Source organism: Variovorax sp. dw_954 (assembly GCF_018449755.1).
In the GTDB taxonomy this organism is placed as follows: domain Bacteria; phylum Pseudomonadota; class Gammaproteobacteria; order Burkholderiales; family Burkholderiaceae_C; genus Variovorax.
Genome location: NZ_JAAVVD010000008.1, coordinates 72427 through 98349 on the forward strand (window position 1 = coordinate 72427; position 25923 = coordinate 98349).

A 25923-nucleotide genomic window follows, 5' to 3' on the forward strand; every position below is an offset into this window, starting at 1 on the left:
TTGATTCGTTGCAGGAGAAGATGAGGATCGAACGCACGTCCTCCAGATTGCGAAGGCGTGCGCCTGTTTTTGTTCAGTCGATCAACGATCCTGACAAAAGAGCGTGCGAGGCGTCAGCCTTGATACCGTGCGCATCAATCGAGACGTATGTTCTTTTCCTTGATCAACTGGCTCCAGCGAATGGACTCCTTCTTGACCTCCGCAGCCATCTCATCCGGTGTGGACGTGACAGGTTCGGCGTAGGCCAGTTTCAGCTTCTCGATCAGTTCGGGATCGCGGCTCGACTTGGAGACTTCCTGGTTCAGTCGCATGACGATGTCTCTTGGCGTCCCGGCGGGTGCCCAGAACCCTTGGAAGCTCGCGACGTCGGCGCCGGGGACGAGCTCGGCGATGTTCGGGACGTCGGGCGTTGCAGCGTTGCGTTTGCCATAGCCCCAGACGGCCAAGGCCCGCACGCGCCCTTCCTTCATGAAGGGAATCGCGTTCGCAGCAGGTTCCCACACCATGGGGACCACGCCGCCGGCGACATCCGTCAGCGCCCCGCCTTTGTAGGGGACGTGGACCATGTCCACCTTTTCCTGGTTGAGCACGAATTCCATGACCAGATGCGGAAAGCCTCCCAACCCATAGGATGCGTAGCTGTACTTTCCGGGGGCGGCGCGAGCCAGCTTCATCGCCTCGGGCAAGGTCTTGGCAGGGAAGTCCTTGTTGACCACGAGGTAGAGGCCATTGCGTACCGTCTGGGCCACGGGAACGAAGTCCTTGTTGACGTCGAACGGGAGTTTGCTGAAGGCATAGGGGTTGCTGACAAACGAATTTGAAACGGCGTAGAGCAGCGTGTAGCCATCCGCGGGCGCCTTGGCCACCGCGTCTTGCGCGATGTTGCCGGTCGCTCCTGGCCTGTTGTCGACGACGATCGGCTGTCCGAGGGCCTTGGAGAGCTTTTCGCCGTACATGCGTGCAATGACGTCCGCGGCCAGTCCGGCAGGCAGGCCAATGACGATCTTGATGGGTTTGGTCGGCCACGTCGCCTGTGCCGATGCGCCTGCGCAGGCGGCTGCCACCGAGGTAGCGGTGAGAAGTTTGCGAATGAGGGAAGCGGTGGTCATCTTGTCTCCTTTGTGGGCTTCTATCGAGTTGCGAGTGGAACGGGCGGATCCCCTTGTCGAATGCCTCGCAGCGTTCCGCAAGGAGCTGGGCACCGTCGTTGTCCGTGCCCTGGCAATGCGCGGCGCAGGCTTCACCTGGACGGATCGGCCGCCCACGAGGACGTTGACGCGAAGCGGCGCAGTCACCTTTGCTTCACCTCGTCAATGACGCGGTTGCGCAGCAACCCGACACTCTCGACCTCCACCTCAACCACGTCGCCGTCGAACAGGAAGAGCTGGGGCGTCCTGGCAAGCCCGACGCCGGAGGGTGTGCCCATCACGATGACATCGCCGGGTTCCAGTGCCATCGCCTCGCTGACGAGAGAGACGACTGTTGCCGTGTCGAAGACCATCTCCGATGTGTTGGCGGACTGCACCGTCTCGCCGTTCACACGCGTCTCGATCTTCAGGCCGGCGCCACCTGCGGGAAGCTCGTCAGCCGAGACGAACTCCGGTCCGATCGATCCCGAGCGGTCGAAGTTCTTGCCGATCGTCCATTGCGGAGACTTGAACTGGTAGTCCCGCACGGAGCCTTCGTTGGACACGGAGTAGCCCGCGACATGGTCCAGCGCAGACGCCTTGTCGATGTGCCTGCCGCCCTTGCCGATGAAGGCGACGAGTTCCCCTTCATAGTCGAATTGCTGCGAGCACTGCGGTCGCTCGATGGGCTCGTCGTGGCCCACGAAGCTCGACGCCACGCGCAGGAACAGCGTCGGGTACGACGGCTGTTCGAACTTGCTTTCCTTGGTGTGGTCCAGGTAGTTCAGGCCGACGCAGATGATCTTCGTGGGGCTCGGTACGGGCGGAAGGTACTCGATGCCCGCTTCGTCCAGCGGCTGACCCTCTTGCTCGATGGCGATCGCCGCTGCGCGCATGGCTGCGGGGCCTTGCTCGATCAACGCTTTCAGATCCTGGGGGTGGCGATGGGCTTGGCTTTCGCTCAGGGCGCGCAGGCCCGAGGCAGTACGGAGCGCAAGGCGCGGGGACTTCGCAGCCTGGGTCGTGTAGGTCACAAATCGCATGGTTATTTCCGGTGGGACAAGAGGTGTTTAGTAGGTCGGGCTGAATGGCGCCGGTTTGAGAATCCTGGTTTCCTGCGTCTCGATGTACTGGAAGATCCTTGGCGCGTATTCCTGCCACTTCGGATCTGCAGACAAGGCCGCACGGCGCTGCTCGCGGTCGTTCAGGTCGTCGTAGGCCCAGAGATGAACGATCTCGTTCAAGGGGCCGATCTCCGTGTTGAAGTAGCCGACGAGTCGGCCGAGATACTTTCGCTGCAACCCAAGGCCGCCTTCGTGCTCATAGGTGCGCAGGTAGTCGCGGACAGTGCCGGCCTTGACGCGGTAGGTCCGTTGCTCAACGATCATGGCGGTCTCCTTTTTGGACGTGCGCCTGCCCAGCCGGGGCAGGAATGCCTGTACCGGATGCCGGGCAAACGCGGGGTTGCTCAGTGCGGCGCGGGGAAGTTGGTGTCGTGCCTCTTGCTGATCTCCGCCACCTTCTCGCCGGAGAAGCCTGGCCCGGCAAGCGCCGAGATCTCCTTGAAGTAGCGGTCCTGTCCGCCCGGTACGCTCCAGTCGAGCATGCGGGCCGTGGTGGTGCCCGCGTTCTTGAAGCGGTGCACGACACCTCGCGGCAGGTAGACGATGCTGCCCGGACCCACGGTGCGCGTGACGTCGCCTACCGTCAGTTCGTAGGTGCCTTCCACGATGAAGAAGCACTCCTCCTGCGTGAAGTGCAGATGGTCCGGCGGTCCTTCGCCCGGCCTGTGGCACGCCATGATCACGGAGATCGTCCCGCCGGTGTCTTCGCTGCTGAGCAGCACCTGCATGTCGAGTCCGAATGGCTTGATCGCGGTCGCTTCCTCTGGCGTGACGATGAGTCCGCCGCTCTTGAAGTGCTCTGTTTGCATGCTATGTCTCCTGTGGGGAAAGGGTCGTTCTGGAAGTGGCAATGAACGCTTCCATTGGAAGCACCGGGCGGCCGCGCACCATCGGTACGCAGTCAGGCGGAAACTCCTGCCGGAAGGTGAATCCTTCCGCGAGGGCCTTGTCAAGATAGGCCTCGAGGTTTCGCATCGCGCCGGTCTCGTAGTCGTGCAAAACCGTGAGCGCCCATTCCAGTCGGCGCGCTTGCGCAAGAGCCGTTTCGACCCAGCCGTCCGGGTCTTCCCAATCGCGTGGGATGGAATTCCAGAACACGCACGTGTAGCGATTCGTCTTCAGAAGCTCGAATGCTTCCGGACTGAGCAAATGCGTTCCAAGCACGCCGCCGCCGCCGAACGGGCGGAACAGCCTGTCGGGGTGGGCAATGCGACCGATCAGGTCTTGGGTGCGGCCGATTTCCTTGAGGGGCGCATCGGGGTCGGTCGTCTCGCCAAGAGGCACATCGTGGGTGTACGTGTGATTGCCGATCCAGTGGCCTTGTTCAGCGGCTAGTTGCGCCAGCGCCATGGTTTCCCTGGACATCAGGTTCTGGCCGAGCACGAAGAAGGTTGCCCGGATGCCGTAGCGTGCCAGCACATCGAGGACGTGAGGCGTGACCGTCGTGGTCGGCCCGTTGTCGAAGGTGAGCGTGATCGGCCGGCTCATTGGCGCTCCGTTGCCGTCCGCTGGGCGACCGGGTCACATGCTTCGGGGGGTCTTGCCACCTGTGTCTCCAGAACTGTTGTTGAACCTGGTGCTGATGATCAACAGTCGGGCGTTTATGCACAATACGGAAACTAAAGAAGATACTTTTTCCAGAACGAGAGGAATGCCACACCATGCCCGACTTCTTGAATCAGGCGAGCGTGCTCTCGCTGCGATGCTTCGTAGCGGTCGTGAATGCGAACAGCTTCTCGACTGCTGCTCGTCAACTGCGCATGGCGCCGTCGTCGGTCACCAAGCATCTGCAGCTTCTTGAGCGTGCAACGGGCGCAGCACTGGTCCACCGGACAACGCGGCGCATCAGCGTCACCGACGCTGGCGAGGCGTTCTATGCACGGTGCGTGGACATCCTCGAACAGCTCGAGGGCGCCGTCGCCGGCATCGCTGGCGAGCAGGCAGCCGGAGGCCACTTGCGCGTGACCGCGCCGCCGTCCTTTGCCTCCGCAGTCCTGGCGCCCGGATTGCCCAGGTTCCTCGAGCAACATCCCGGCGCCACGGTGGACCTTGTCGTGAGCAGCGATGTTCCCGATCTGGTCCGCGAGCGGGTGGATCTCGCCATCTTCATCGGGGACGAACTGCCTACGAAGCAGGCGCAAGTCGTGCTGGCCGAAGGCCCTCAAGTGCTGTGTGCGTCGCCGGCATACCTGAAAGCGAATGGCACGCCGCTGTCATTGGCCGACCTTGAACAACACCGCTGCTTGTGCCCGCGCTTTTCTGAAGTGGCCGAGACGTGGCACTTGCGATCCGGCAAGGAGTGGAAGTCGATGCGGCCAAACGCAGTGCTTCTGTCGGACAACGGCGACGCGCTAAGGAGCGCGTGCATTGCGGGTGCGGGCATCGGCAACTTCTATCGCTTCCATGTCGCGGAAGGCCTGGCGAAGCGCATGCTTGTCGAGGTGCTGCCGCAACATCCCCTCCGCGCCAAGACGATCTACGCAGTCCTGCCGCATCGCCACATGATCAGGCCGCTGGTGCGGGGCTTTACAGCCTTCCTGCGAGAGGAGGTGGAGGGTGCGCTGGGTGCAACCGCAAAGTTGACGTCGCAGCGATCGGGCAGGAAGGCGAGGACTGCGAGTTGAGTTGGATTGATGTGCGGCCGGTGTGGCCGGTCCGCTTGCCGATGGGTGCCATCGGCGTGTCCCACGGTCGTCCCGCCGATGGCGGAACGTGTTTCCGTAGGACACTCGATTCGTTGGTGGAGAGGATGAGGATCGAACTCACGACCTCCGCATTGCGAACGCGGCGCTCTCCCAGCTGAGCTACCCCCCCAACGCGGTGCGAGTGTAGCGCGATTCACGGGAAGTTTGCGCGCGTGCAAAGATCATGTCCTCACTGCTCGCACAAGGAATGACGCATGGCGCCGTACGACGATCCGCACTGGCTCGACCGCATGTACAACAACCGGGCGCGCGTGCCCGAACACCCCGCGTATTTCGCCCGGTGGGCGGAAAACTCGGCGAGCGTGCGGGCTGCCCAGCCGGATGGCGTCGACCTGCCCTACGGCAGCGGCGTCAACGAGACGCTCGACGTGTTCCGTGCTGCCAAGTCGGGCGCCCCGGTGCTGGTGTTCATCCATGGCGGCTACTGGCGTTCGCTCGACAAGAGCGACCACTCGTTCCTTGCGCCATCCTTCAACGGGCGCGGCGCCTGCGTGGTTGTGCCCAACTACGCCCTTTGCCCCGGCACCCTCGAACAGCCGGTCACCATTCCCGACATCGCGTTGCAGATGGTCAAGGCGCTCGTCTGGACTTCGCGGCACATTGCGGAATTCGGCGGCGATCCGGCACTCATCACTGTCGCCGGTCACTCGGCTGGCGGGCATCTCGCGGCGATGTTGCTGGCCTGCCATTGGGATGCGCTCGGGCTGCCGCCCGGCACGGTGCGCAATGCGCTGTCCTTGTCGGGGCTGTATGACCTGCGACCGCTGATGCACACGCCCTCGTTGAAGGGCGCACTGCGCCTGACCGAAGAAGACGTCCGCCGCGCCAGTCCCGCCTTGTGGCAGGCACCTGCGATCGGCCAGCTCTACAGCGTGGTCGGCGGCAGCGAGAGCGAGGAATTCCTGCGCCACAACATGCTGATCCGCGAGGCCTGGGGCGCGCACGCCGTGCCGGTGTGCGAGGTGTTATCCGGGCTCGACCACTTCAGCATCGTCGATGCGCTGGCCGAGCCGGGCCACAGGCTCCATCGGCTCGCGATGGAGCTGCTTTCGGCTACATGAGCAGGTGTTCGCCGGCGTTGTCGCCGCCCAGGGTGACGTAGTTGACCTTGCGGATGTCCATCAACTTCTTGCCGCCGGCGTAGCTGATGGAGCTTTGCACGTCCTGCTCCATCTCGACCAGCGTGTTGGCCAGCTTGCCCTTGATCGGCTCGAGGATGCGCTTGCCTTCGACGTGCTTGTACTCGCCCTTGTTGAAGTCGCTGGCCGAGCCGTAGTACTCCTTGAACAGCACGCCGTCCACCTCGACCGTCTTGCCGGGCGATTCCTCGTGGCCCGCGAACAGCGAGCCGATCATCACCATCGAGGCGCCGAAGCGGATGCTCTTGGCAATGTCGCCGTGGTCGCGGATGCCACCGTCGGCAATGATCGGCTTGGTGGCGACACGGGCGCACCACTTGAGCGCGCTGAGTTGCCAGCCGCCGGTGCCGAAGCCGGTCTTGAGCTTGGTGATGCAGACCTTGCCCGGGCCGATGCCGACCTTGGTCGCGTCCGCGCCCCAGTTCTCCAGGTCGATCACGGCTTCAGGCGTGCCGACGTTGCCGGCAATGACGAACGACTTCGGCAGCTTCTCCTTGAGGTAGCCGATCATGTTCTTCACGCTGTCGGCATGGCCGTGCGCGATGTCGATGGTGATGTACTCGGGCGTGAGGCCCTTGGCGACGAATTTGTCGACTGTCTCGTAGTCGGCCTTCTTCACGCCGAGCGAGATCGAGGCGAACACGCCCTTGCCCTGCATGTCCTGGACGAACTTGACGTTGTCGAGGTCGAAGCGGTGCATCACGTAGAAGTAGCCGTTTTGCGCCAGCCAGAGGCAGATGGTCTCGTCGACCACCGTCTTCATGTTGGCCGGCACGACCGGGATGCGGAAGCTGCGGCCGCCCAGTTCGACGCTGGCGTCGCACTCGGAACGGCTTTCCACGCGGCACTTGCGCGGGAGCAAAAGGATGTTGTCGTAGTCGAAGATTTCCATGATGAACCAGGCTCCTTGAGAGGATCGTTTGAATGAACGAATGAGCGCTTGGTCCGGCCGGCCTTTGCGACGTCCCGCGGAGGGACGCCCACAAAAAACCGGGCGCAAGAAACTTGGGCCCGGTGTCTGATTCTACGCCCCCGCGCCGGGTGCATCGAAGGCGCCTTCGTATACCCCCTATTCGCAGCGCAGATGCGCAGCGACCGGGGCGGGCGCGCTTCCTACAATCGACGGATGCTCACCGATCTTGCGCCACAGACTGGCTCGCCCCTGCTCCAGAACCTCAATCCGGAGCAACTGGCCGCAGTCACCTTGCCGGCGGGCAACGCGCTGATCCTGGCCGGCGCCGGCTCGGGCAAGACCCGCGTGCTGACCACCCGCATTGCGTGGCTGATGCAGACAGGACAGGTGTCGCCGGGCGGCATCCTGGCCGTGACCTTCACCAACAAGGCCGCCAAGGAAATGATGACGCGGCTGTCGGCGATGCTTCCGGTCAATGTGCGCGGCATGTGGATCGGCACCTTCCACGGCCTGTGCAACCGCTTCCTGCGCGCGCACTGGAAACTGGCCGGCTTGCCCTCGACCTTCCAGATCCTCGACACGCAGGACCAACTCTCGGCCATCAAGCGGCTGATGAAGCAGTTCAACGTCGACGACGAGCGCTTTCCGGCCAAGCAGACGCAATGGTTCATCGCCGGTGCGAAGGAAGACGGGCTGCGTCCGCGCGACGTCGAGGCGCGCAGCGAAGACGATCGCAAGAAGATCGAGCTGTATCAACTCTACGAAGAGCAATGCCAGCGCGAGGGCGTGGTCGACTTCGGCGAACTCATGCTGCGCAGCTACGAACTGCTGCGCGACAACGATCCCATTCGCGAGCACTACCAGCGCCGCTTTCGCCACATCCTCATCGACGAGTTCCAGGACACGAACCGGCTGCAGTACGCCTGGATCAAGATGCTCTCGGGTGCGACCATCGAGGGCACGTTCCGGCCGGGCGGCAACAGCGTGATCGCGGTGGGCGACGACGACCAGAGCATCTACGCCTTCCGCGGCGCGCGCGTCGGCAACATGGCCGACTTCGTGCGCGAGTTCCATGTGCAGCAGCAGATCAAGCTGGAGCAGAACTACCGCAGCTACAGCAACATCCTCGATTCGGCGAATGAGCTGATCGGACACAACACCAAGCGGCTCGGCAAGAACCTGCGCACCGAGCAGGGGCCGGGCGAGCCGGTGCGCGTGTATGAATCGACCAGCGATTTCGCCGAGGCCCAGTGGATGGTCGACGAGATTCGGCAACTGGTGCGGGATGGCATCGACCGCAGCGAAATGGCCGTGCTCTATCGCAGCAACGCGCAGAGCCGGGTCATTGAGACCGCGCTGTTCAATGCGTCGGTGCCGTACCGCGTGTACGGCGGCCTGCGTTTCTTCGAGCGCGCGGAAATCAAGCATGCGCTGGCCTACCTGCGGCTGCTGGAAAACAAGGACGATGACACGAGCTTCCTGCGCGTCGTCAACTTTCCGCCGCGCGGCATCGGCGCGCGAAGCATCGAGCAGTTGCAGGACGCGGCGCGGGCGCGGGAGCAGTCGCTGCACGATGCGGTGGGCTTGCTCGGCGGCAAGGCCGGCTCGAACCTGTCGGCCTTCGTCGCGAAGATCGATGTATTGCGCGAGCAGACGCAGGGCATTTCGCTGCGGGAGATCATCGAGCTCGTGCTCGACCACAGTGGGCTCTTGGAACACTACAAGGCGGACCGCGAAGGCGCCGACCGCCTGGAGAACCTGGACGAACTGGTGAACGCCGCCGAGAGCTTCGTCACGCAGGAAGGCTTTGGCCGCGACGCGGTTGCGCTGCCGGTCGACGAGTTGCGCCAGAGCGCCGCGAGCCAGGGCATCGACTCCAGCCGGCCACTGCTGGACATCCCGCTGGCAGATCTTGCGCCCGACGCGGACACCGGCGAAACCCTGAGCCCGCTGGCCGCCTTCCTCACGCATGCGGCGCTCGAGTCCGGCGACAACCAGGCCAAGGCCGGACAGGATGCCGTGCAACTCATGACGGTGCACGCCGCCAAGGGCCTGGAGTTCGACTGCGTGTTCATCACCGGCATGGAAGAGGGCCTGTTCCCGCACGAGAACTCGATGAGCGACCGCGACAGCCTCGAGGAAGAGCGCCGCCTGATGTACGTCGCGATCACGCGCGCACGCAAACGCCTGTACCTGAGCCATTCGCAGACGCGCATGCTGCACGGCCAGACGCGCTACAACCTCAAGAGCCGGTTCTTCGAGGAGTTGCCCGAGAGCGCGCTCAAGTGGCTGACGCCGAAGAACCAGGGCTTTGGCCAATATGGCGGCTCGACGGGCGCGGGACGTGCTGCCGGCGGTGCTTCGGGCAATCGCTACGGCTCGGGCTCGGGCTCGGGCTACGGATCGGGTTCCGGCTACGGCGGTGGCAGCCGCGCCCCGGAAACCTACGGCAGCGGCGCCGTGCCGGTCCAGAAAGCCGCGCCCTCGCACGGTCTGCGCATCAGCCAGCAGGTGTTCCACAACAAGTTCGGCGAAGGCACGGTAGTAGCGCTCGAAGGCAGTGGGGACGATGCGCGCGCGCAGATCAAGTTCTCGCGGCACGGCATCAAGTGGCTGGCGCTGTCGGTGGCCAAGCTGACGCCGGTGTGAGCGGCGCGCCGGCCGCGCCCCTGGCCGGTAGATTCAGTCCGCGTCGAAGGTATCGCGGAAACTGAACCAGGTGGAACTGAGCGGCATCGCCGCCAGCGACAGGGCGCAGGCGATCATGAGCGCGCCGCCGAGCACCGATGCCGCGTCCCCCAGCGCCAGCGCGCCGACGCCGACCAGCAGCGTGGCGATCAGCGCGAAGCCGACGGCCGCGAGCATGCAGACGCCGAACCACGACAACAGGAACATCGCATACGCGCTGAAGTTGCGAAACAGCGCCACCAGGCTGAAGAACAGGCTCTTGACCGGCTCGACGCCGTGCCAGTGCACGAGCCCCGGCGCATGCCACATGGCCAGCGACAGCGGCAGGTTCAGGCACATCACGAACAACTGCGCCAGCTGGAACCGGCGGCCGGCCATGACCTCCGGCGTGACGCTGCTGTTGAACAGGTAGGCGCCCGCGACCAGGCCGCCGTCGATCAGCGCGGAAACCCCGACCACCACTGCGAAATACAGAGCTGAGATGACGCCCAGCACCATCATCGGTCGCCAGCGCAAGCGAAAGGCCTGGATGGCGGCGGAGAACATGGCGGGACCGACGGGCTTTGGCGTTTCGGCGTTGCTCGCCACCGACGCTGCGACCATCATGCCCAGCGTCAGCAGCGGCACGAACAGGAAGGGCAGGAAGCCGCCGAGGAACGGCACTTGCGCGACGATCGAGATCAGCGCCATCAAGGCGAAGAACAGCGAGATGAAAGCCAGCGGCTGCCGCCAGAAGGTGCGCAAGCCGAGCCGGACCCATTCGACTCCTGCGCGGGCTGGTACGAGGTGGAGCTTCATGGGCAGGCGGTTTGCAATGCGGGCCGCACCTGCAGCGGGGCGTCCAGTTGCCGGACACGCTGGCGCAGGACGCGCTCGAAGTGCGTCGGGTCGTGCGGCTTGAGCATGCTGGCTTCGCGCGGCAGGTGGAAGTCCCACAGGCGCGAGATCCAGAAGCGCAGCGCGGCGGCGCGCAGCATGGCGGGCAGCAGTTTGCGCTCGGACGGGTTCAGGGGGCGTACGGCGCAGTAGGCGTCGAGCAGGGCGGCGGAGCGGCCTGCGTCGGGCGCGCCGGTGGGCAGGTCGATGGCCCAGTCGTTCAGGCACACGGCGAGGTCGAACAACCAGGTGTCGGTGCCGGCGAAGTAGAAGTCGAACACGCCGGTCAGGCGCGGCTTGCCGTCCTCGTCCACGGAGAACATGGCGTTGTCGCGGAACAGGTCGGCATGGATCGGGCCGCGCGGCAGGGCGAGGTAGGCGGAGGACTCGGCCACATGGTTCTGGTAGGCCAGTTCGCCTTGCAGCAATGAGGCTTGCGGCGCGTCGAGGTAGGGCAGCACGACCGGGGTGGTCTCGTTCCACCAGGGCAGTCCGCGCAGGTTGGGCTGGATGCGCGGGAAGTCGCGCGCGGCGATGTGCATGCGGGCCAGCAAGCGACCCAGCTCGGTGCAATGCGCTGCAGTCGGCTGGAGTTCGCTGTGGCCGGTCAGCTTCTGCACCACGGCGGCCGGCTTGCCCTGCACCGTGTGCAGCAGTTCGCAAGGCGCGTTGGCGGCGCGCTCCAGCGCATGGCCCATCGGCGCGAGATGGATGGCCGGATCGGCCGCTGGCGCGGGCACCGGGATGCCGCGCTCCGCGAGGTGCTGCATCAGGCAGAGGTAGTAGGGGAGCTGGTCGAAGTGCAGCCGCTCGAACAGCGTCAGCACGTATTCGCCACGGTCGGTGGTGGCGAAGTAGTTGGTGTTCTCGATACCGCCCTGGATGCCGCGCAACTCGCGCAGTTCTCCGAGATCCAGGCGTTGCAGCAACGCGCGCGCTTCATCCGGCGCGACTTCCGTGAAGACAGCCACGGACGCTCAGAACTTGAAGACGTTCCAGACCCGCGGGCCATTGCCCCCGGCGTCGGATTGGCCAGGCTGGTTCTGCTGCGCGCGGGCACCGGTGCCTGGCAGCACCTCGTACTCGGGAGCGGTGCCCTTGGGCTTGACGGTGATGCTCTGGGTCTGGCCGCCGTAGCGAACCTCGTCGACCGTGGCGTTGCCGTCTTCGACGTGGATGTTCTCGATCTTCTGGTTCTGCCGGCCCGACGCGCCCTCTGGGACGGGCCGCTGCTGCGGCGCGGCTTCTGCAGGCGCTGGCTGCGGGGTCTGGGCCTGGACGGCGGCCAGCGGCAATACACAGGCGAATACCGCAAGGGTATGGCGAACGGGCAGCAAATGGAGTCGGCGCATGAGCGGGATTGTAGGCCGCTGCACATGCCCGCGTTGTAAGAAGGTGCCAGCGGCAAGCGCCTGTCGGAGGCGCTTCCGGCGCGGGGCAAAATGGCCCGATGACCGACAAGAAAACGCTGCTGCTCATCGACGGATCGAGCTATCTTTACCGTGCCTTCCACGCCATGCCGGACCTGCGCGCCGTGCCCGGCGACGCCACCAGCCCCGCCACCGGCGCCATCCGGGGAATGATCAACATGACCCAGGCGCTGCGGCGCGAGGTGCGGGCCGATTACGCCGCCTGCGTCTTCGATGCGCCGGGCAAGACCTTCCGCGACGACTGGTATGGCGAGTACAAGGCCAACCGGTCCCCCATGCCCGACGACCTGCGCAGCCAGGTGGCGCCGATCTACGAGGTGGTGCGGCTGCTCGGCTGGCCGGTGATGGTGGTGCCGGGCGTGGAGGCTGACGACGTGATCGGCACGCTGGCGCGCACCGCCGCCGACCAGGGCGTTGAAGTCATCGTGTCGAGCGGCGACAAGGACATGAGCCAGTTGGTCGACGAGCACATCACCATCATCGACACGATGAACGGCAAGAAGCGCGACGTGGCGGGCGTGACGGCGGAATTCGGCGTGCCGCCCAAGCTGATGATCGACTACCAGACGCTGGTGGGCGACTCGGTGGACAACGTGCCGGGGGTTGAGAAGGTCGGGCCCAAGACAGCGGCCAAATGGCTGCTGGAATATGGCTCGCTCGACGGGCTGATTGCGCGGGCGGGGGAGGTCAAGGGACAGGCCGGCGAGAACCTGCGCAAGGCGCTGGACTGGTTGCCGCAGGGCAAGCGCCTCGTGACGATCCGCACCGACTGCGACCTGGCGGAGCACGTGGCCGGCCTGCCTGCGCTCGACGCGCTGGTGCCCGGTGCGCAGCAGGTCGAGGAACTGAAGACCTTCTACGAGAAATACGGCTTCAAGAGCCTCGTGAAGACGCTTGAAACGCATGCCGTTCCGCCGGAGCTGATCGAGGAAAGCAACAAGGGCCAGAAGAGCGCCGACCCCAACCCCGGCCTGTTCGACGAGCCGGCGATGGCGGCGGCCGAGAAGGTCAGCAACCTGGCCTATGACACCGTCATGACCTGGGCGCTGTTCGACGCGTGGCTTGCGAAGATCGAGGCGGCGGAACTGGTTGCGATCGATACCGAGACCACCTCGCTCGACGAGAGTCGCGCCGAGATCGTCGGCGTCAGTTTCAGCGTGAAACCGGGCGAGGCCGCCTATGTGCCGGTGGGCCACAACTACCCCGATGCGCCCGAGCAGTTGCCGCGCGACGAGGTGCTCGCCAGGCTCAAGCCCTGGCTCGAGAACGGCGCGAAGAAGAAGCTGGGCCAGCACGTCAAGTACGACCGCCATGTCTTCGCGAACCACGGCATCGAGGTACAGGGCTATGCGCACGACACCATGCTGCAGAGCTATGTGCTCGAAGTGCACAAGCCGCATGGCCTGGCCAGCCTGGCGGAGCGCCACTTGGGCCGCAGTGGCATCGACTACGAAGACCTCTGCGGCAAGGGCGCTCACCAGATCTCGTTCAGCCAGGTGTCGATCGACAAGGCAGCGGAATATTCATGCGAGGACAGCGACCAGACGCTCGACGTTCATTTGGCGCTGTGGCCGCAGTTGCAGGCGGACGAGAAGCTGAACTTCATCTATCAGCTGGAGATGCAGAGCAGCGAGGCGTTATATCGCGTCGAACGCAACGGTGTGCTGATCGATGCGGCGCAGCTGTCGGCGCAGAGCCACGAACTCGGCACGCGCATCATGGCGCTGGAGCAGGAGGCCTACGGGATCGCCGGGCAGCCCTTCAACCTCGGCTCGCCGAAGCAGATCGGCGACATCTTCTTCAACAAGCTCGGCCTGCCGGTGATCAAGAAGACGCCGAGCGGTGCGCCGAGCACCGATGAAGAGGTGCTGGAGAAGCTGGCGGAGGACTATCCGCTGCCGGCCAAGATACTCGAGCACCGCGGCCTGTCGAAGCTCAAGGGCACCTACACCGACAAGCTCGGCCAGCTCGCCAACCCGCGCAGCGGCCGCGTGCACACGCACTACGCGCAGGCGGTGGCGGTGACGGGGCGCTTGAGCAGCAACGACCCCAACCTGCAGAACATCCCGATCCGCACGCCGGAGGGCCGGCGCGTGCGCGAGGCCTTCGTGGCGCCGGCGGGCAGCGTGATCGCGAGCGCCGACTATTCGCAGATCGAGCTGCGCATCATGGCGCACCTGAGCGATGACGCTTCGCTGCTGCGCGCCTTCACCGAGGGCATCGACGTGCACCGCGCGACCGCGGCGGAGGTGTTCGGCAGCACGCCCGAGCAGGTGTCTAGCGAGCAGCGGCGCTATGCCAAGGTGATCAACTTCGGATTGATCTACGGCATGAGCAGCTTCGGCCTGGCGCGCAACCTCGGCATCGAGACCAAGGCTGCGGCCGCGTATATCGACCGCTACTTCCAGCGCTATCCCGGTGTGAAGGTGTACATGGACGAGACCAAGGCGCTGGCCAAGGAGAAGGGCTACGTCGAGACCGTGTTCGGCCGCCGCCTCTACTTGCCGGAGATCAATTCACCCAATGGCCCGCGGCGCGGCGGGGCCGAGCGTGCCGCCATCAACGCGCCGATGCAGGGCACGGCGGCCGACCTCATCAAGCTCAGCATGGTCGAGGTGCAGCGCGTGCTCGATGCCGAGCAGCGCGGAACGAAGATGATCATGCAGGTGCACGACGAACTGGTGTTCGAAGTGCCCGAGACCGAAGCCGACTGGGTGCGTAGCGAGATCCCGCGCATCATGGCCGGCGTGGCCGCGCTGAAGGTGCCGCTGCTGGCCGAGATCGGCTTCGGGCCGAACTGGGACAAGGCGCACTGAACGGCTCGTGCGGGTGGCCTGGGAAAGGACATCGCACGAATGCGGGATCGGGCAGCCGAACGCAGAAGTCGCAAAGGTTTCGCAGAAGTCGCAAAGGGAAGACCAAGAAAATTCTTGAATCTCTCTTTTGCGACTTTTGCGACTTTTGCGTATTTTTGACTTCCTTGCGTTCGGCTGTCCGCTTTTCGAACCGCGTTGCAACGACTGAAGTAGGTGCATTCCTTCACCACGCGGGGGCGTGCGCCGCTTTCCGTCACAGCGCCTGTTTTTTCTCATCGGCTCGGTGATTCCACGCCAAAGGAATGTCGATGCTCCACCCAGACCTGAAGAACGAATTCGATTCCCTGCACCCCGGCGATTCCAGCGCGGCGGGCGCGTCGCGCCGCACCGCGCTCAAGATCGCGATCGGCGTGGGCTATGCGGCGGCGACGCTGCCGATCGCGGCGCAGACCGTGGTCAACACGACAGGCGAAGGCCTGAAAGCCGGGCCGGTGAGGTACGCGGTGAATGGCTTCGACGTGCCGGCCTACATGGCCATGCCCGCCGGCAAGGCGGACCTGCCGGTGATCCTCGTGGTCCAGGAGGCGTTCGGCGTGACCGACTACATCGCCGACACCTGCCGCCGCTTCGCGCACCAGGGCTTTCTCGCGATCGCGCCGGAGCTCTATGCGCGCCAAGGGGATCCGCGCAAGTTCGCCGACACCTCGAAGCTCATGGGCGAGATCGTGTCGAAGGTGCCGGATGCGCAAGTGCTGGCCGACCTGGATGGCGCACTCGACTTCGCGGGCGCGAATGGCGGCAACGTGGCCAAGGCCGGCATCACCGGGTTCTGCTGGGGTGGGCGCATCGTGTGGCTGTATGCGGCCACGGGCAAGGTCAAGGCTGGCGTAGCCTGGTATGGCCGGTTGGTGGGACAGGCGAGCGCGCTCACACCCCGGCAACCGGTCGACGTCGGCGCGATGTTGCAGGCGCCGGTGCTGGGTCTCTACGGCGGCCAGGACCAAGGCATTCCGCTTGACACGATTGATAAGATGAAATCGGTCCTGGCGATCGGTACGCCTGCTGCCAGGGCCTCGCAGCTCGTCGTGTACGCGGAAGCGGGTCACGCCTTCCATGCCGACTACCGCCCCAGCTACGTGAAGAGCGCGGCCAATGATGGCTGGCGGCGCGCGCTGGAGTGGTTCACGGCCAACGGCGTGGGCTGACGACGACAATCGCCACCACGGCATTCGCGCTGAGCGCATACGAGCCGTCCTTCGGGGCGGCTTTTGTTTTACCCATGAACCTGATAGCCATCCTCGTCGCTACCCTGATTGCCGGCATCGGCAGCGTCTGGATCGCGGCCCTGCTGCTGCGCCTGGGCGTGCAGCGCAACGACAGCGCGCAAGGCGCGCAATACCTGCTGAGCCTGGCGGCCGGGGCGCTGCTGGCCACGGCCTTCATGCACCTGTTGCCCGAGGCCTTCGAAAGCGGCCTGGAGCCGGCCACGCTGTTCGCGATGCTGCTGTTCGGGCTGGTGGTTTTCTTCCTGCTCGACAAGGCGGAGTTGTGGCATCACGGGCATGAACACCACCATGACCACGACGACGCGCATCAGGGCCACGACCATGGCCACGCGCACCATCATCACCACCACGATGACGCGCCGCGTTCCGGCAGCTGGGCCGTGCTGACCGGCGACAGCGTGCATTGTTTCGGCGACGGCGTGCTGATCGCCTCGGCGTTCATCGCGGACCTGCGCCTGGGCATGGTGGCCGCGCTGGCCGTGCTGGCGCACGAGGTGCCGCATCACATCGGCGACCTGGTGGTGCTTCGCCAGACCTCGGCCAACCCGCGTGCCGCACTGGTGAAGGTGTCGCTGGCCGGCACCATGACCGCTCTTGGCGGGCTGGTCGGCTGGGCGCTGGTCGACTCGCTGCACGGCCTGCTGCCGTACTTCCTGGTGCTGGCCAGCAGCAGCTTCATCTACGTGGCGCTGGCCGACCTGATCCCGCAATTGCAGAAACGCCTGACCACGCGCCAGACCGTGGCGCAGATCGCCTGGCTGGCGCTCGGCATCGTCCTTGTCACAGGCGTGAGCCGGCTGGCGCACGGCGGGCATGGGCATGAGCCCGGCCACGGGCATGACCATGGCGCGGCGCACGCGGCGTCTCGCCCGACGGCATCGAATGCCAGCGTATTTCAACGGCTGTTGACCCTTTGAACCCAAATCAGGCGCACCATTGGGGGTCTGAGAGGAAATCCAAGGAGCACGAACATGAGCAGGGCCCCATCCACCCGCCGTACCGTCAAGCCGCCTCCGGGCGCACCTGACGTTCCCATGCTTGGCGATGGCCTGGAGGCGTCGGACGACGACCTGGCCGACGAACTCGAGGAAGAAACCGGCATCGACCTCACCGATGCCAGCGAACTCGATGCCGACAACGTCCCGATGGACGAGGAGTTCGACCGCGTGATGCAGGCGCCTGACTGATCGGCCCCGCTCCGCCGACAGCCCGCAGCGGCTTCAGGCCCTGCGCACGGCGGCGCGCACGGCGGCCTTGACGGAGGGCTGGTCTGCGTAGAAGTGAAGGTCTTCCACGCCTTCCGATGTCGCCTTGGCGGCGTAGGCGTTGATTTCCGCAGCCGTCACCTTGTCCAGCGGGCCGGCCACGGGCACGATCAGGTCGTGCTCGGCGCCGGCGGCCTCCCACAGCTTGATCGAGGTGGCGTAGTTGTCGGCGGGATCGCCATGGTCCACCTTGCCCCGGCCGCCGCGCCACCATGCCTGCGGCAGCAGCACCGTCGCATGCTCGAAGAATGCGGCCCAAGGCAGGTGCGGATGTCGGGCCATCGCGCGATAGTGCGAGGTCACGCCGAAGGGGCGGCCGTTGGCCGCGCCGCAGACGGTCTCGCAGAAGCGGCTGGCCAAGTCGGCCAGGCCGGGACGGTCCCAGTCGCAGGTGGTCTGTCCAGGCGCGCCCTCGGGGCCGACGTAGTAGCCGTCGAGGCCGTGCGCGAACAGGGTGACCGCCTGCTGCGCTTGCTGCATGGCCGGATCCCGCAGGGCCGAGGGACGGCCCCATCCGTACACCGCCATGCCCGCTGCGTGGAACACGCCGATGGCCTTGCGCACGTTGTTGTCGGTGTGGATCGCCACGCCGGTGGCGCCGTATTGCTGCGCGCTCTCCAGGAAGCCATGCACATCGTCATAGTGGACGACCCAGAGGACCTTTTTTCGAGACATGACACTGCCGCCCGTCAACATGGGATGAATGGTGTCGGTAGCGTGCGCGTGCCAGGGCGATTCGGCATCCCTTCCGCGAGGGAGTCGGTGGGCATGCGGGGGGCATAGCATCCGCACATGACGAGCTTCATGATGCGCGGCTTCTCCATCGCTCTCGCAAGCGTTGCGAGCATGTTTGCAGCCGCGGCGGCGACGCAGGAGGTGCAGGTCTACCGCGGCACCTGCGATGCATCCGCCGCCTCTGCGCTGGGCCCCGACCACTTCGTGGTGGCGAGCGACGAAGACAACATCCTGCGCATCTACCGCCACGGCCAACCGGAGCCGGTGTCGACGCTGCCATTGGCCGCATTCCTCGGGAGCGGCGACGAGGAATCCGACATCGAGGGCGCGGCCACGGTCGGCAATCGCATCTACTGGATCAGCTCGCATGGGCGCAACCGCAATGCCAAGCCGCGCCCGGCACGCCAGCGCTTCTTCGCGACCGACTTCGACCTGTCGACCACGCAGCCCACGCTGCGGCCGGCCGGCAAGGCTTATGCGGGGCTGCAGGCCGACCTGCTGGCAACGCCGGCAGGGCAGCGGCTGGGGCTGGCGCAAGCAGCCCAACGCGCGCCGGAGGCGGAAGGCGGCTTCAACATCGAGAGCCTGGCGGCCACGCCGAAAGGTCCGCTGCTGGTGGGATTTCGCAATCCATTGATTGGCAGTGACGCGCTGCTGATGCCGCTGCTGAATCCGCTCGATGTGCTGGAAGGCCGCCCCTCCGAATGGGGCGCGCCGATCACGCTGGCGCTGGGCCAGCGCGGCCTGCGCAGCATGGAAACGACGAGCACGGGCTACCTGCTGGTGGCCGGCCCGACCGCCGACGCGGGCACGTTTGCGCTGTTTCGCTGGTCTGGGCAGGCGGCGGACGCGCCCGTGCAATTGAAGCAGGTGGACCTCGGCACCCTGCGGCCCGAGGCGCTGTTCGCCATCCCCGGCAGCAGCGAGATGCAGTTGCTCAGCGACGACGGCGGCCTGACCACCGGCGGTGTCGAATGCAAGGCCCGCCCGGCCGCCGAGCGCACATTCCGCAGCCTGCGCTTCAAGCCCTGAGTCGGGCTCTGTCGATCACTCGAGGGTGAAGCCCACCTTCAACGTCACCTGCCAATGCGCGACCTTGCCGTCCTTCACATGGCCGCGCGTTTCGAGCACCTCGAACCACTGGATGTTGCGCACCGACTCGCTGGCCTTGGCGATGGCGTTCTTCACCGCGTCGTCGCTGCCGTTGGGCGACGAGCCGGTGAGTTCGATGTGCTTGTAGATGTGCGTGCTCATGGTGTCTCCGTCGGGTTGGAAGCTGATCACGGGCATCTTATGACCGAAGAGGCTGTCAGTGCACGCCGACAGACAGGCGCGCCGCGCCGCGGCCCAATCCGGCAGGGCTGCTGGAGATTGCACCGATGACGCCCATCGATTCCACGCGCTGCTGCATCGTCGGCGGCGGACCGGCCGGCATGATGCTCGGCTTCCTGCTCGCGCGCGCCGGTGTGCCCGTGGTCGTGCTGGAGAAGCACGGCGACTTCCTGCGCGACTTTCGCGGTGACACGGTACATCCGTCCACGCTCGACGTGATGGCCGAACTGGGCTTGCTCGACCGCTTCCTGGCCCGGCCGCATGACGAGGCGCATCAGTTGCGCGCGCACATCTCGGGGCAGACGGTGGGGCTGGCCGACTTCTCGCACTTGGCGACACACTGCAAGTTCATCGCATTGATGCCGCAATGGGACTTCCTGGATTTCATCCGCGACGAAAGCGAGCATTACCCGGCGTTCCGCCTGATGCTGAACACCGAGGCCATCGGGCTCGTCGAGCGCGATGGACGCGTCGTGGGTGTCAAGGTCGTCACGGCGGAGGGGCCATCGCAGATCGACTGCGACCTGGTGGTGGCGGCCGATGGGCGCCGCTCGGTGCTGCGCGGCGCGGCGGGACTGACGGTGCGCGACATCGGTGCGCCGATCGACGTGTTGTGGATGCGCCTGCCCAAGCACCCCGACGACCCGGACGGCTCGGGCGGCTACATCGACGCGGGCCACTTCATGGCGACCATCGATCGCACCAGTTACTGGCAGTGCGCCTATGTCATTGCGAAGGGCGGCATCGCGGCGCTGCAGGCGCGCGGGATCGAGAATTTCCGCAAGGAGGTTGCCGCGATCGTCCCGCCGTTTGCGGACCGCGTGGACCAGATCGGCAGCTGGGACGATGTGAAGCTGCTGAGCGTGACGGTCGACCGGCTGGAGAAATGGTGGAAGCCGGGGCTGCTGTGCATCGGCGATGCGGCACATGCGATGTCGCCGGTGGGCGGCGTGGGCATCAACCTCGCGGTGCAGGACGCGGTGGCCACCGCCAACATCCTGCGCGACGTGCTGGCCGACCCCGACAAGGACGCCGACGCCGTCACGACCTTGCTGGCACAGGTCCAGGAACGGCGCGAGTTCCCGGCCAAGGTGACGCAGGCGGTGCAGGTGGCCGTGCAGAACCGCGTGCTCGCGCCGGTGCTGGAGGGTGCCGCGGAAAAGGGCAAGCGATTCACCGTGCCGTGGATCTTGCGTCTCGCGCAGCGCTATCCGATCCTGCAGGGCATTCCGGCTTATGCGGTCGGGATCGGCGTGCGGCCGGAACACGTGCGGAAGGGATAGTTCGCGTCCTCGCCTCGTAATGCCGTGCGATTCCGGCCGGCGCCAGGCCGTATTGAACGGGAGCGGCGTCACGGTTTGTTCGGGTCGTCGGGGCGTTGGCCGGGTCGGCCGGGGGCGCCGTGTGCCTGCTGTTCCTGTGGACGATGCTGTTGCGACTGCTGTGCTTGTGCTTGCTGCGCCTGGCGGGCCTGGGCTTGGGCAAGCTGCTGGGCTTGCTGAGCCTGTTGCTGGTGTTGCTGCTGTTGCTGTTGCTGTGCCATTTGCTGCTGGCGCTGCGCCTGTTGTTGCTGCGTTTGCTGCTGCATCTGCTGCTGGTGTTGTGCTTGTTGTTGCTGCGCCTGCTGCTGTTGCAACTGCTGCTGGTGCCGTGCCTGGTCCTGCTGTTGTGCCTGGAGCTGACGGGTCTGTGCTTGCTGCGCCTGTTGCGCTTGTGCTTGTTGGCGGCGTGACTGCTCCTGAAGCTGCTGGGCCTGCTGCTGGTGGGCCTGGTCCTGCTGCGCCTGCCGGGCTTGCAACTGTTGCTGTTGTTGCTGCTGTTGCAGCACCTGCTGCCGCTGCGCATCCTGCTGCTTGCCCTGCTGCTGCGCCTGCTGTTGACGAAGCTGCGCCTGTCGAGCGTCGTCCTGCGCCTGCCTGGCCTGTTGCGCCTGCTGTGTCTGGAGTTGACGTGCCTGCTCCTGCTGCTGGCGCATCTGCTGCTGTTGCTGTTGCTGCCGCATCGATGCCTGCTGCTGCGCCTGCGCCTGTTGCGCCGCCTGTTGCTTGCGGATCTCGTCAAGCTGGGCCTGTTGCTGCCGTTCCTGCGCCTGTTGCGCCTGCATCTGCTGCGACCTGGCGCCGTTGTTGTTGAAGAAGTTGTTGCGTGTGTTGTTCTGGATCATCGTTTCCGAGCGCGACACGTAGGCTGTGCGGTTGTAGATCACGGCCGGCCTTTCTGGGACCGCCATTGCTTGCCGCGGAAGCGCACCGCGTGGGTAGGGCGCCGGCCGACCCCAATTCATGTTCCACGCGTGCCAGCCCCAGTCGTGCCGCTCCAGCGCGCTGCCGACCATCACCCCGGCGCCGAAAGTCAGCAGGCCGGCCGTGGCAATCTGCGCATTGCTGTAGCGCGGCTCCGCGTAGACGGGAGGCGACCAGGCATAGCCGGGGTACGCGGGAACGGGTTCGCCATAGATGACTTGCGGGTCATAGCTCGGCACGTAGACCATGTCGGGCTGGGTCGGCGCAATGGTGATGTAGGGGTCAGGACCCGGTGCGGCGGCGACGCGGAGCTTCGGCGTGCTCTTGAGCTTGCCGGCGCGCGAGGCGCGCTGGCGCATCGCCTGGATGGCGTTCAGCGTGCCGTCCGGGTCGTTGTAGTAGGCCTGGCCGAGCGCCGTGGTCCATGGCAGGTTGTTCGCCATCTGGTCGAGCACGGGCCGGAAAGCGGTCAGCGACTTGATGCTCGGGTCCCATGGTTGCGATTCGGCGGCGTCGGCGAGCGGGCCGGCCTTCAGCGTCCGGTTCTGGTCCAGCCAATGGTCGGCGGCGCTGACCTGGTCGGGCCAGGTGGCGCCGGCCAGGACCTGGGCGACCAGCTTGTCGGGATACAGCGCGATCGGGGCGACGAGCTGGTCGAGCTCTTCCCCCCTGGGGGGCGTGTAGGCCGGTGGCTGCGCCGGCGCTGCAACGGCGACGGGCTGCGGCGGCGGTTCGGCCTGCGGCGGCGCCATCCCGGATGTCGGTGGAGGCGCTGGCGGCGCGGTGGGGTTGGGAACGCCCTTGAGCTTGTCGCAGCCGCCGAGCGCCAGGGCACCCGCGCAGATCGCCAGGATCAGGAGCCTGGAAACGGGGCCAACGCGGCCGATAGGGAGGGGAGCGGGAGCAGAGGTCATCGCGTCATTCGCATGCGTGTGGTCGTGGTCCTCCCCAGCTTTCAACGTGGATGGTCCGCAGTTCGACGACATCCGGCTGCCAGCCAGCGCCGCCGCGCCCTGTCGGCGCAGCGCTTCCGGCCCGCTATTTCGCGCCGCCGGTGTAGCGGGTGACGCTGTCCGCCGCGACGTGGTAGCCGCTCGTGCCCATCATGGAATCGTTGCGCAGGGTCTGCATCTTGCCGGTGACCCAGATCGTGTCCATCGCGCGCAGGCCCTTGTCGGCGCTGGCGGTTTGCACATGGATGATCTGGTTGGCCGGTGGCGGCGGCGTGTGGATGCAGGCGCCGAAGTAGGGCACCAGCAGGAACTCGCTGACCTGGCCGTTCTTCTCCTCGAGCGGCACCAGGTAGCCGGGGATCCTGACCATGACACCGTCCATCGCGGGGTTGGTGGGCGCGTTGTCGGAGGCCTTCTGCAGCTTCATCAGCATCTCGTTGGCGCGCGGATCGTTGTCGTCGAGCTTGCTGAAGTCGATGCCCTTGAAGGCCTTCATCGGGTCCCAGTCCTTGGGCACCAGTTCTTCCCAGGCGATCAGGCGGGGTTGCCCCGGCGCGATCTTGGCGGGCACGGCCTTGCCGCCGAGCGGATTGGCGGCGCTGGTTCCCGAAGGCGCGAGGTCGCCAGCCCAGGCGGCAGCGCCGAGTGTCGTGATGATCAGGGCAAGGGCGAGGCGACGCGGCATGGTGTTCAAGTCAGTTCAAATGCGTGGCGAGAGGCCGTCGGCCAGCGACAAGCGATAGGCGCGAATGCCGGGCAGCAGCCCGGCGAGCCAACCGGCCACCAGCAGGCTGCCCATCAGCCACCACTCGTTGAGTGTAGGTTTGGACAGATGCAGCGCCAGGCCGAACCGCGATTGCAGCCACGGCGACAGCAGGGCGATGCCCAGCGCGGTCATGAGCACACCCAGCAGCACGCCCAGCAGCGTCACGATGCCGCCTTCCAGGGCCAGCAGCGCCAGCACATGGCGCAGGCCCGCGCCGACGGCGCGCAGCACCGCCAACTCGCGCCGGCGCTCGTTGAGTCCGGCCAGCACCACCGACACCAGGCCGCCCAGGCTGACCAGTGCGACCAGCGCCGACATCAGCAGCAGCGCGTTCTCGCCCACACCGACGACACGCCACAACTCGTCCAGCGCCACGCCGGGCAGGATCGCCATCAGCGGCTCGTCGGGATAGCTCGCCACCCAGCGCTGCACGGCGAACACCGCGGCGCGATTCTCCAGCCCGACCAGCACGGCCGTCACGGACTTCGGCGTGAGGTCGAACTTGCGAACCGCATCGGCGGGAATCGTCACGGCTGGCATCGGCGCGCCGCCGGCCCAGTCGAGATGGATGGCCTCCATCGCGCTCAATCCGATGTGCACCGTGCGGTCGACCGGCGTGCCGGTGCGCGCAAGCACGCCGACCACGGTGAAGGGCTTGTCGGCATGCGCATTGACGTCGATTTCGCCGCTGCCGTGGGCCAGCGTGATCTTCTCGCCCAGGCGATAGCCAAGCTGCGACGCCACCTCCGCGCCGATCACGGCGTCGAAGATCTCGCCGAAGGGCTTGCCTTCCTGAAGCGCCAGCGGCTGCCTGTCGCCGTAGTGAAAGTGCGTGAAGTAGTCAGGCGTGGTGGCCAGCACCGGAAAGCCTCGATGCGAGTCGCCGAGCGACAGCGGCACGACCCAGGCGACGCCCTTGTGCCCGGCCAGCGCCTGCACGCTTTTCCAGGACATGTTGCTGGTGGCCGCGCCGATGCGGAACACCGAATACAGCAGCAGCTGCGTCGAGCCGGTGCGCGGGCCGACGATCAGGTCGGTGCCCGAGACGGACGAGGCGAAGTTCTGCCGCAGCTCGGTGCGGATGCGCTCCACGCCGAGCAGCAGGCAGGTCGACAGGGTGATCGACAGCAGCGTGAGCGCCAGCGTGAAGCGGCGGTTCCAGGCGCTGCGCCAGGCGATGCCGAACAGCGCGGTCATCGGGCAACCTTCGCGCTGCGCGTAGCGGGGGCGCGCCGCTCGTTCATCGGCCTTCGCTCGCGAGACCGGCCCGGTTGATGTCGGGCAGCCAGACATGCCGGCCAAAGCGCTGCGCGATGCGCCTGTCGTGGCTGACGAACACCAGGGCGCTGTGGTTCGCCTGGCAAGCACTCATCAAGGTGTCGAGGAAGGCCTCCCGCCGGTCTTCGTCGAGGGCGGAGGTGGGCTCGTCGGCGATGACGAGTTCGGGATGGCCGATGAGCGCGCGTGCCGCCGCCACGCGCTGCTGCTGGCCCACCGACAGTTGCAGCGCCTGCCGTTGCCAGAGCGGCTGGTCGAGGCCCATGCGGGTGAGCAACTGCTCGGCCTGTGCGCGCGGCGAACCGTCGGCCCGTGCCGCGCGGCGCGGGGAGAAGCGGCAGGGCAGCAGCACGTTGTCGATCACGCTGAGGTAGGGCAGCAGGTTGAACTGCTGGAAGATGTAGCCCACATGCGCCACGCGCGTGCGGTCGCGCTGCCGGCGGGAGAGCTGCGCCCAGTCGTGCCCGAGCAGGCGCGCTTGGCCCGCGTCGGCCACGAGCACGCCGGCCATCAGCGACAGCAGCGTGCTCTTGCCGCAGCCGCTCGGCCCGTGCAGGAACAGCGCCTCGCCCGCGCTCACCGTCAGCGTCTCGATGTCGACCACCGGCGCCGCGTGGCCGGGCCACGCGAAGCGCAGTTGGTCGACGCCGAGGACGGCCGTCACTTGCTGCCCCAGGTGAGACGGCCCGAGGGGCGCTTCAACGTGCGCTGGAACTGGCCATCCGGCGCGGCGATCTGCACGTCGATCTGACGCACGCCGGGGAAGGCCTCGAACAGCGCGACATCGATGTAGCGCGCCTGCACCGGGCTGCGGCATTCGAAGACGATGTTGCCTTCGACGTCGCCATGACCCTGCGCCTGGCCCGGCACGGCATCGCCGAGCCCGAGCGCCGGTGCGTCGAGGTCGACCTGGGCCAGCGCACAACCGGCGGCCGGGTCGATCGTGAACAGCTTGCCGGCCGAGCGGAGCTGGGCCAGGGCCTGCTGCGCAGTCTTGCGCTCGGCCTCGGTGCGTGGTGCACGCTCGAAGCCGACGATGTTGTCGAGCGGCGAATCGACGTGGAACGTGATGGCCCGCACGTCGATCGCGACGTCGAGCTTGAGTTGGCCGTGCACGTGGGCATGCCGGGGTTGTGCCTGCGCGTGCATGCAAAGCACCACCAGGGGCGCCACTGCGGCGCAAAGGAAGAATCGATTCATGCGAGCTCTGCCTTTCGGCTTGCGTTGATGCGTGACTGCAATGGGAG

The 25923-nt window shown here is 66.1% G+C and carries 25 protein-coding genes and 1 tRNA gene; 9 read left to right on the plus strand and 17 right to left on the minus strand.

All coding sequences use genetic code 11. From position 1 onward, the window contains the following. Positions 1-134: 134 nt before the first annotated feature. The 5 genes from HB681_RS14610 to HB681_RS14630 form a co-directional block, all read right to left on the minus strand. Entirely contained in the window at positions 135-1295 is a 1161-nt protein-coding gene (locus tag HB681_RS14610; RefSeq protein ID WP_213955564.1) for a tripartite tricarboxylate transporter substrate binding protein, read from the minus strand. Next, a complete protein-coding gene (locus tag HB681_RS14615) occupies positions 1292-2170 on the minus strand; it encodes a fumarylacetoacetate hydrolase family protein (protein ID WP_213955565.1) in 879 nt (292 codons plus the stop codon). The genes HB681_RS14610 and HB681_RS14615 overlap by 4 nt, the downstream gene beginning before the upstream one ends. A gap of 27 nt (positions 2171-2197) precedes the next feature. Next, positions 2198-2515 (minus strand): NIPSNAP family protein, encoded by a 318-nt coding sequence (locus tag HB681_RS14620; protein WP_213955566.1) that lies wholly within the window; start codon positions 2513-2515, stop codon positions 2198-2200. A gap of 80 nt (positions 2516-2595) precedes the next feature. After that, a complete protein-coding gene (locus HB681_RS14625; protein ID WP_213955567.1) occupies positions 2596-3060 on the minus strand; it encodes a cupin domain-containing protein in 465 nt (154 codons plus the stop codon). Position 3061: 1 nt separating this feature from the next. Beyond that, complete coding sequence (locus tag HB681_RS14630) at positions 3062-3739, minus strand: polysaccharide deacetylase family protein (protein WP_213955568.1); 678 nt, start codon at positions 3737-3739, stop codon at positions 3062-3064. A 173-nt stretch (positions 3740-3912) separates the two neighbouring features. Between HB681_RS14630 and HB681_RS14635 the strand changes: the two genes are divergently transcribed. Beyond that, positions 3913-4875, plus strand: coding sequence for a LysR family transcriptional regulator (locus tag HB681_RS14635; protein WP_213955569.1), 963 nt, complete (start codon positions 3913-3915; stop codon positions 4873-4875). A 114-nt stretch (positions 4876-4989) separates the two neighbouring features. Here HB681_RS14635 and HB681_RS14640 read toward each other — a convergent pair. Continuing rightward, positions 4990-5065 (minus strand) — tRNA-Ala (locus HB681_RS14640). A gap of 85 nt (positions 5066-5150) precedes the next feature. On the opposite strand from HB681_RS14640, the gene HB681_RS14645 reads away from it, so the two are divergent. Next, positions 5151-6017, plus strand: coding sequence for an alpha/beta hydrolase (locus HB681_RS14645; RefSeq protein ID WP_213955570.1), 867 nt, complete (start codon positions 5151-5153; stop codon positions 6015-6017). Here HB681_RS14645 and HB681_RS14650 read toward each other — a convergent pair. Then, positions 6010-6987 (minus strand): GMP reductase, encoded by a 978-nt coding sequence (locus tag HB681_RS14650; protein WP_213955571.1) that lies wholly within the window; start codon positions 6985-6987, stop codon positions 6010-6012. The two genes, HB681_RS14645 and HB681_RS14650, sit on opposite strands and share 8 nt — an antisense overlap. 234 nt (positions 6988-7221) lie before the next feature. Here HB681_RS14650 and HB681_RS14655 point away from each other — a divergent pair, with 234 nt between their 5' ends. After that, positions 7222-9657 carry a UvrD-helicase domain-containing protein gene (locus HB681_RS14655; protein ID WP_213955572.1) on the plus strand — a complete coding sequence of 812 codons (2436 nt, stop codon included), beginning with the start codon at positions 7222-7224 and terminating at the stop codon, positions 9655-9657. A 33-nt stretch (positions 9658-9690) separates the two neighbouring features. Here the strand turns inward: HB681_RS14655 and HB681_RS14660 are convergent, their stop codons facing one another. From HB681_RS14660 to HB681_RS14670, 3 genes are read right to left on the minus strand one after another with little or no spacing between them, the layout of a single operon-like run. After that, a complete protein-coding gene (locus HB681_RS14660; RefSeq protein WP_213955573.1) occupies positions 9691-10494 on the minus strand; it encodes a BPSS1780 family membrane protein in 804 nt (267 codons plus the stop codon). Continuing rightward, positions 10491-11543, minus strand: coding sequence for a homoserine kinase (locus HB681_RS14665; RefSeq protein WP_213955574.1), 1053 nt, complete (start codon positions 11541-11543; stop codon positions 10491-10493). The genes HB681_RS14660 and HB681_RS14665 overlap by 4 nt, the downstream gene beginning before the upstream one ends. Before the next feature lie 6 nt (positions 11544-11549). Continuing rightward, positions 11550-11924, minus strand: a complete 375-nt coding sequence (locus tag HB681_RS14670) for a hypothetical protein (protein WP_213955575.1) — start codon at positions 11922-11924, stop codon at positions 11550-11552. A 98-nt stretch (positions 11925-12022) separates the two neighbouring features. Here HB681_RS14670 and polA point away from each other — a divergent pair, with 98 nt between their 5' ends. The 4 genes from polA (at position 12023) to HB681_RS14690 (ending at position 17291) form a co-directional block, all read left to right on the plus strand. Continuing rightward, complete coding sequence (gene polA, locus HB681_RS14675) at positions 12023-14818, plus strand: DNA polymerase I (RefSeq protein WP_213955576.1); 2796 nt, start codon at positions 12023-12025, stop codon at positions 14816-14818. A 308-nt stretch (positions 14819-15126) separates the two neighbouring features. Next, entirely contained in the window at positions 15127-16023 is an 897-nt protein-coding gene (locus HB681_RS14680; protein ID WP_213955577.1) for a dienelactone hydrolase family protein, read from the plus strand. A 74-nt stretch (positions 16024-16097) separates the two neighbouring features. Then, a complete protein-coding gene (locus tag HB681_RS14685; protein WP_213955578.1) occupies positions 16098-17021 on the plus strand; it encodes a ZIP family metal transporter in 924 nt (307 codons plus the stop codon). Between the two features lie 54 nt (positions 17022-17075). Then, positions 17076-17291 (plus strand): hypothetical protein, encoded by a 216-nt coding sequence (locus tag HB681_RS14690; RefSeq protein ID WP_213955579.1) that lies wholly within the window; start codon positions 17076-17078, stop codon positions 17289-17291. Positions 17292-17324: 33 nt separating this feature from the next. Here HB681_RS14690 and HB681_RS14695 read toward each other — a convergent pair whose 3' ends face one another. Next, a complete protein-coding gene (locus tag HB681_RS14695) occupies positions 17325-18044 on the minus strand; it encodes a hypothetical protein (protein WP_213955580.1) in 720 nt (239 codons plus the stop codon). Between the two features lie 117 nt (positions 18045-18161). Between HB681_RS14695 and HB681_RS14700 the strand changes: the two genes are divergently transcribed. Further along, entirely contained in the window at positions 18162-19136 is a 975-nt protein-coding gene (locus tag HB681_RS14700; RefSeq protein WP_213955581.1) for a DUF3616 domain-containing protein, read from the plus strand. A gap of 15 nt (positions 19137-19151) precedes the next feature. Here the strand turns inward: HB681_RS14700 and HB681_RS14705 are convergent, their stop codons facing one another. Further along, positions 19152-19358 (minus strand): dodecin, encoded by a 207-nt coding sequence (locus HB681_RS14705; RefSeq protein ID WP_213955582.1) that lies wholly within the window; start codon positions 19356-19358, stop codon positions 19152-19154. A 125-nt stretch (positions 19359-19483) separates the two neighbouring features. Here HB681_RS14705 and HB681_RS14710 point away from each other — a divergent pair, with 125 nt between their 5' ends. After that, positions 19484-20719, plus strand: a complete 1236-nt coding sequence (locus HB681_RS14710) for an FAD-dependent oxidoreductase (RefSeq protein WP_213955583.1) — start codon at positions 19484-19486, stop codon at positions 20717-20719. A gap of 68 nt (positions 20720-20787) precedes the next feature. Here HB681_RS14710 and HB681_RS14715 read toward each other — a convergent pair whose 3' ends face one another. The 5 genes from HB681_RS14715 to HB681_RS14735 form a co-directional block, all read right to left on the minus strand. Further along, on the minus strand, positions 20788-22593 hold the full coding sequence (locus HB681_RS14715) for a DUF3300 domain-containing protein (protein ID WP_213955584.1): 1806 nt from the start codon (positions 22591-22593) through the stop codon (positions 20788-20790). A gap of 124 nt (positions 22594-22717) precedes the next feature. Further along, entirely contained in the window at positions 22718-23317 is a 600-nt protein-coding gene (locus HB681_RS14720; RefSeq protein WP_213955585.1) for a DUF3299 domain-containing protein, read from the minus strand. A gap of 15 nt (positions 23318-23332) precedes the next feature. Further along, positions 23333-24595, minus strand: a complete 1263-nt coding sequence (locus HB681_RS14725; protein WP_213955586.1) for an ABC transporter permease — start codon at positions 24593-24595, stop codon at positions 23333-23335. A 43-nt stretch (positions 24596-24638) separates the two neighbouring features. Then, positions 24639-25340, minus strand: coding sequence for an ABC transporter ATP-binding protein (locus HB681_RS14730; protein WP_213955587.1), 702 nt, complete (start codon positions 25338-25340; stop codon positions 24639-24641). Next, on the minus strand, positions 25337-25876 hold the full coding sequence (locus HB681_RS14735) for a DUF2796 domain-containing protein (protein ID WP_256734949.1): 540 nt from the start codon (positions 25874-25876) through the stop codon (positions 25337-25339). The genes HB681_RS14730 and HB681_RS14735 overlap by 4 nt, the downstream gene beginning before the upstream one ends. Between the last annotated feature and the right edge of the window lie 47 nt (positions 25877-25923).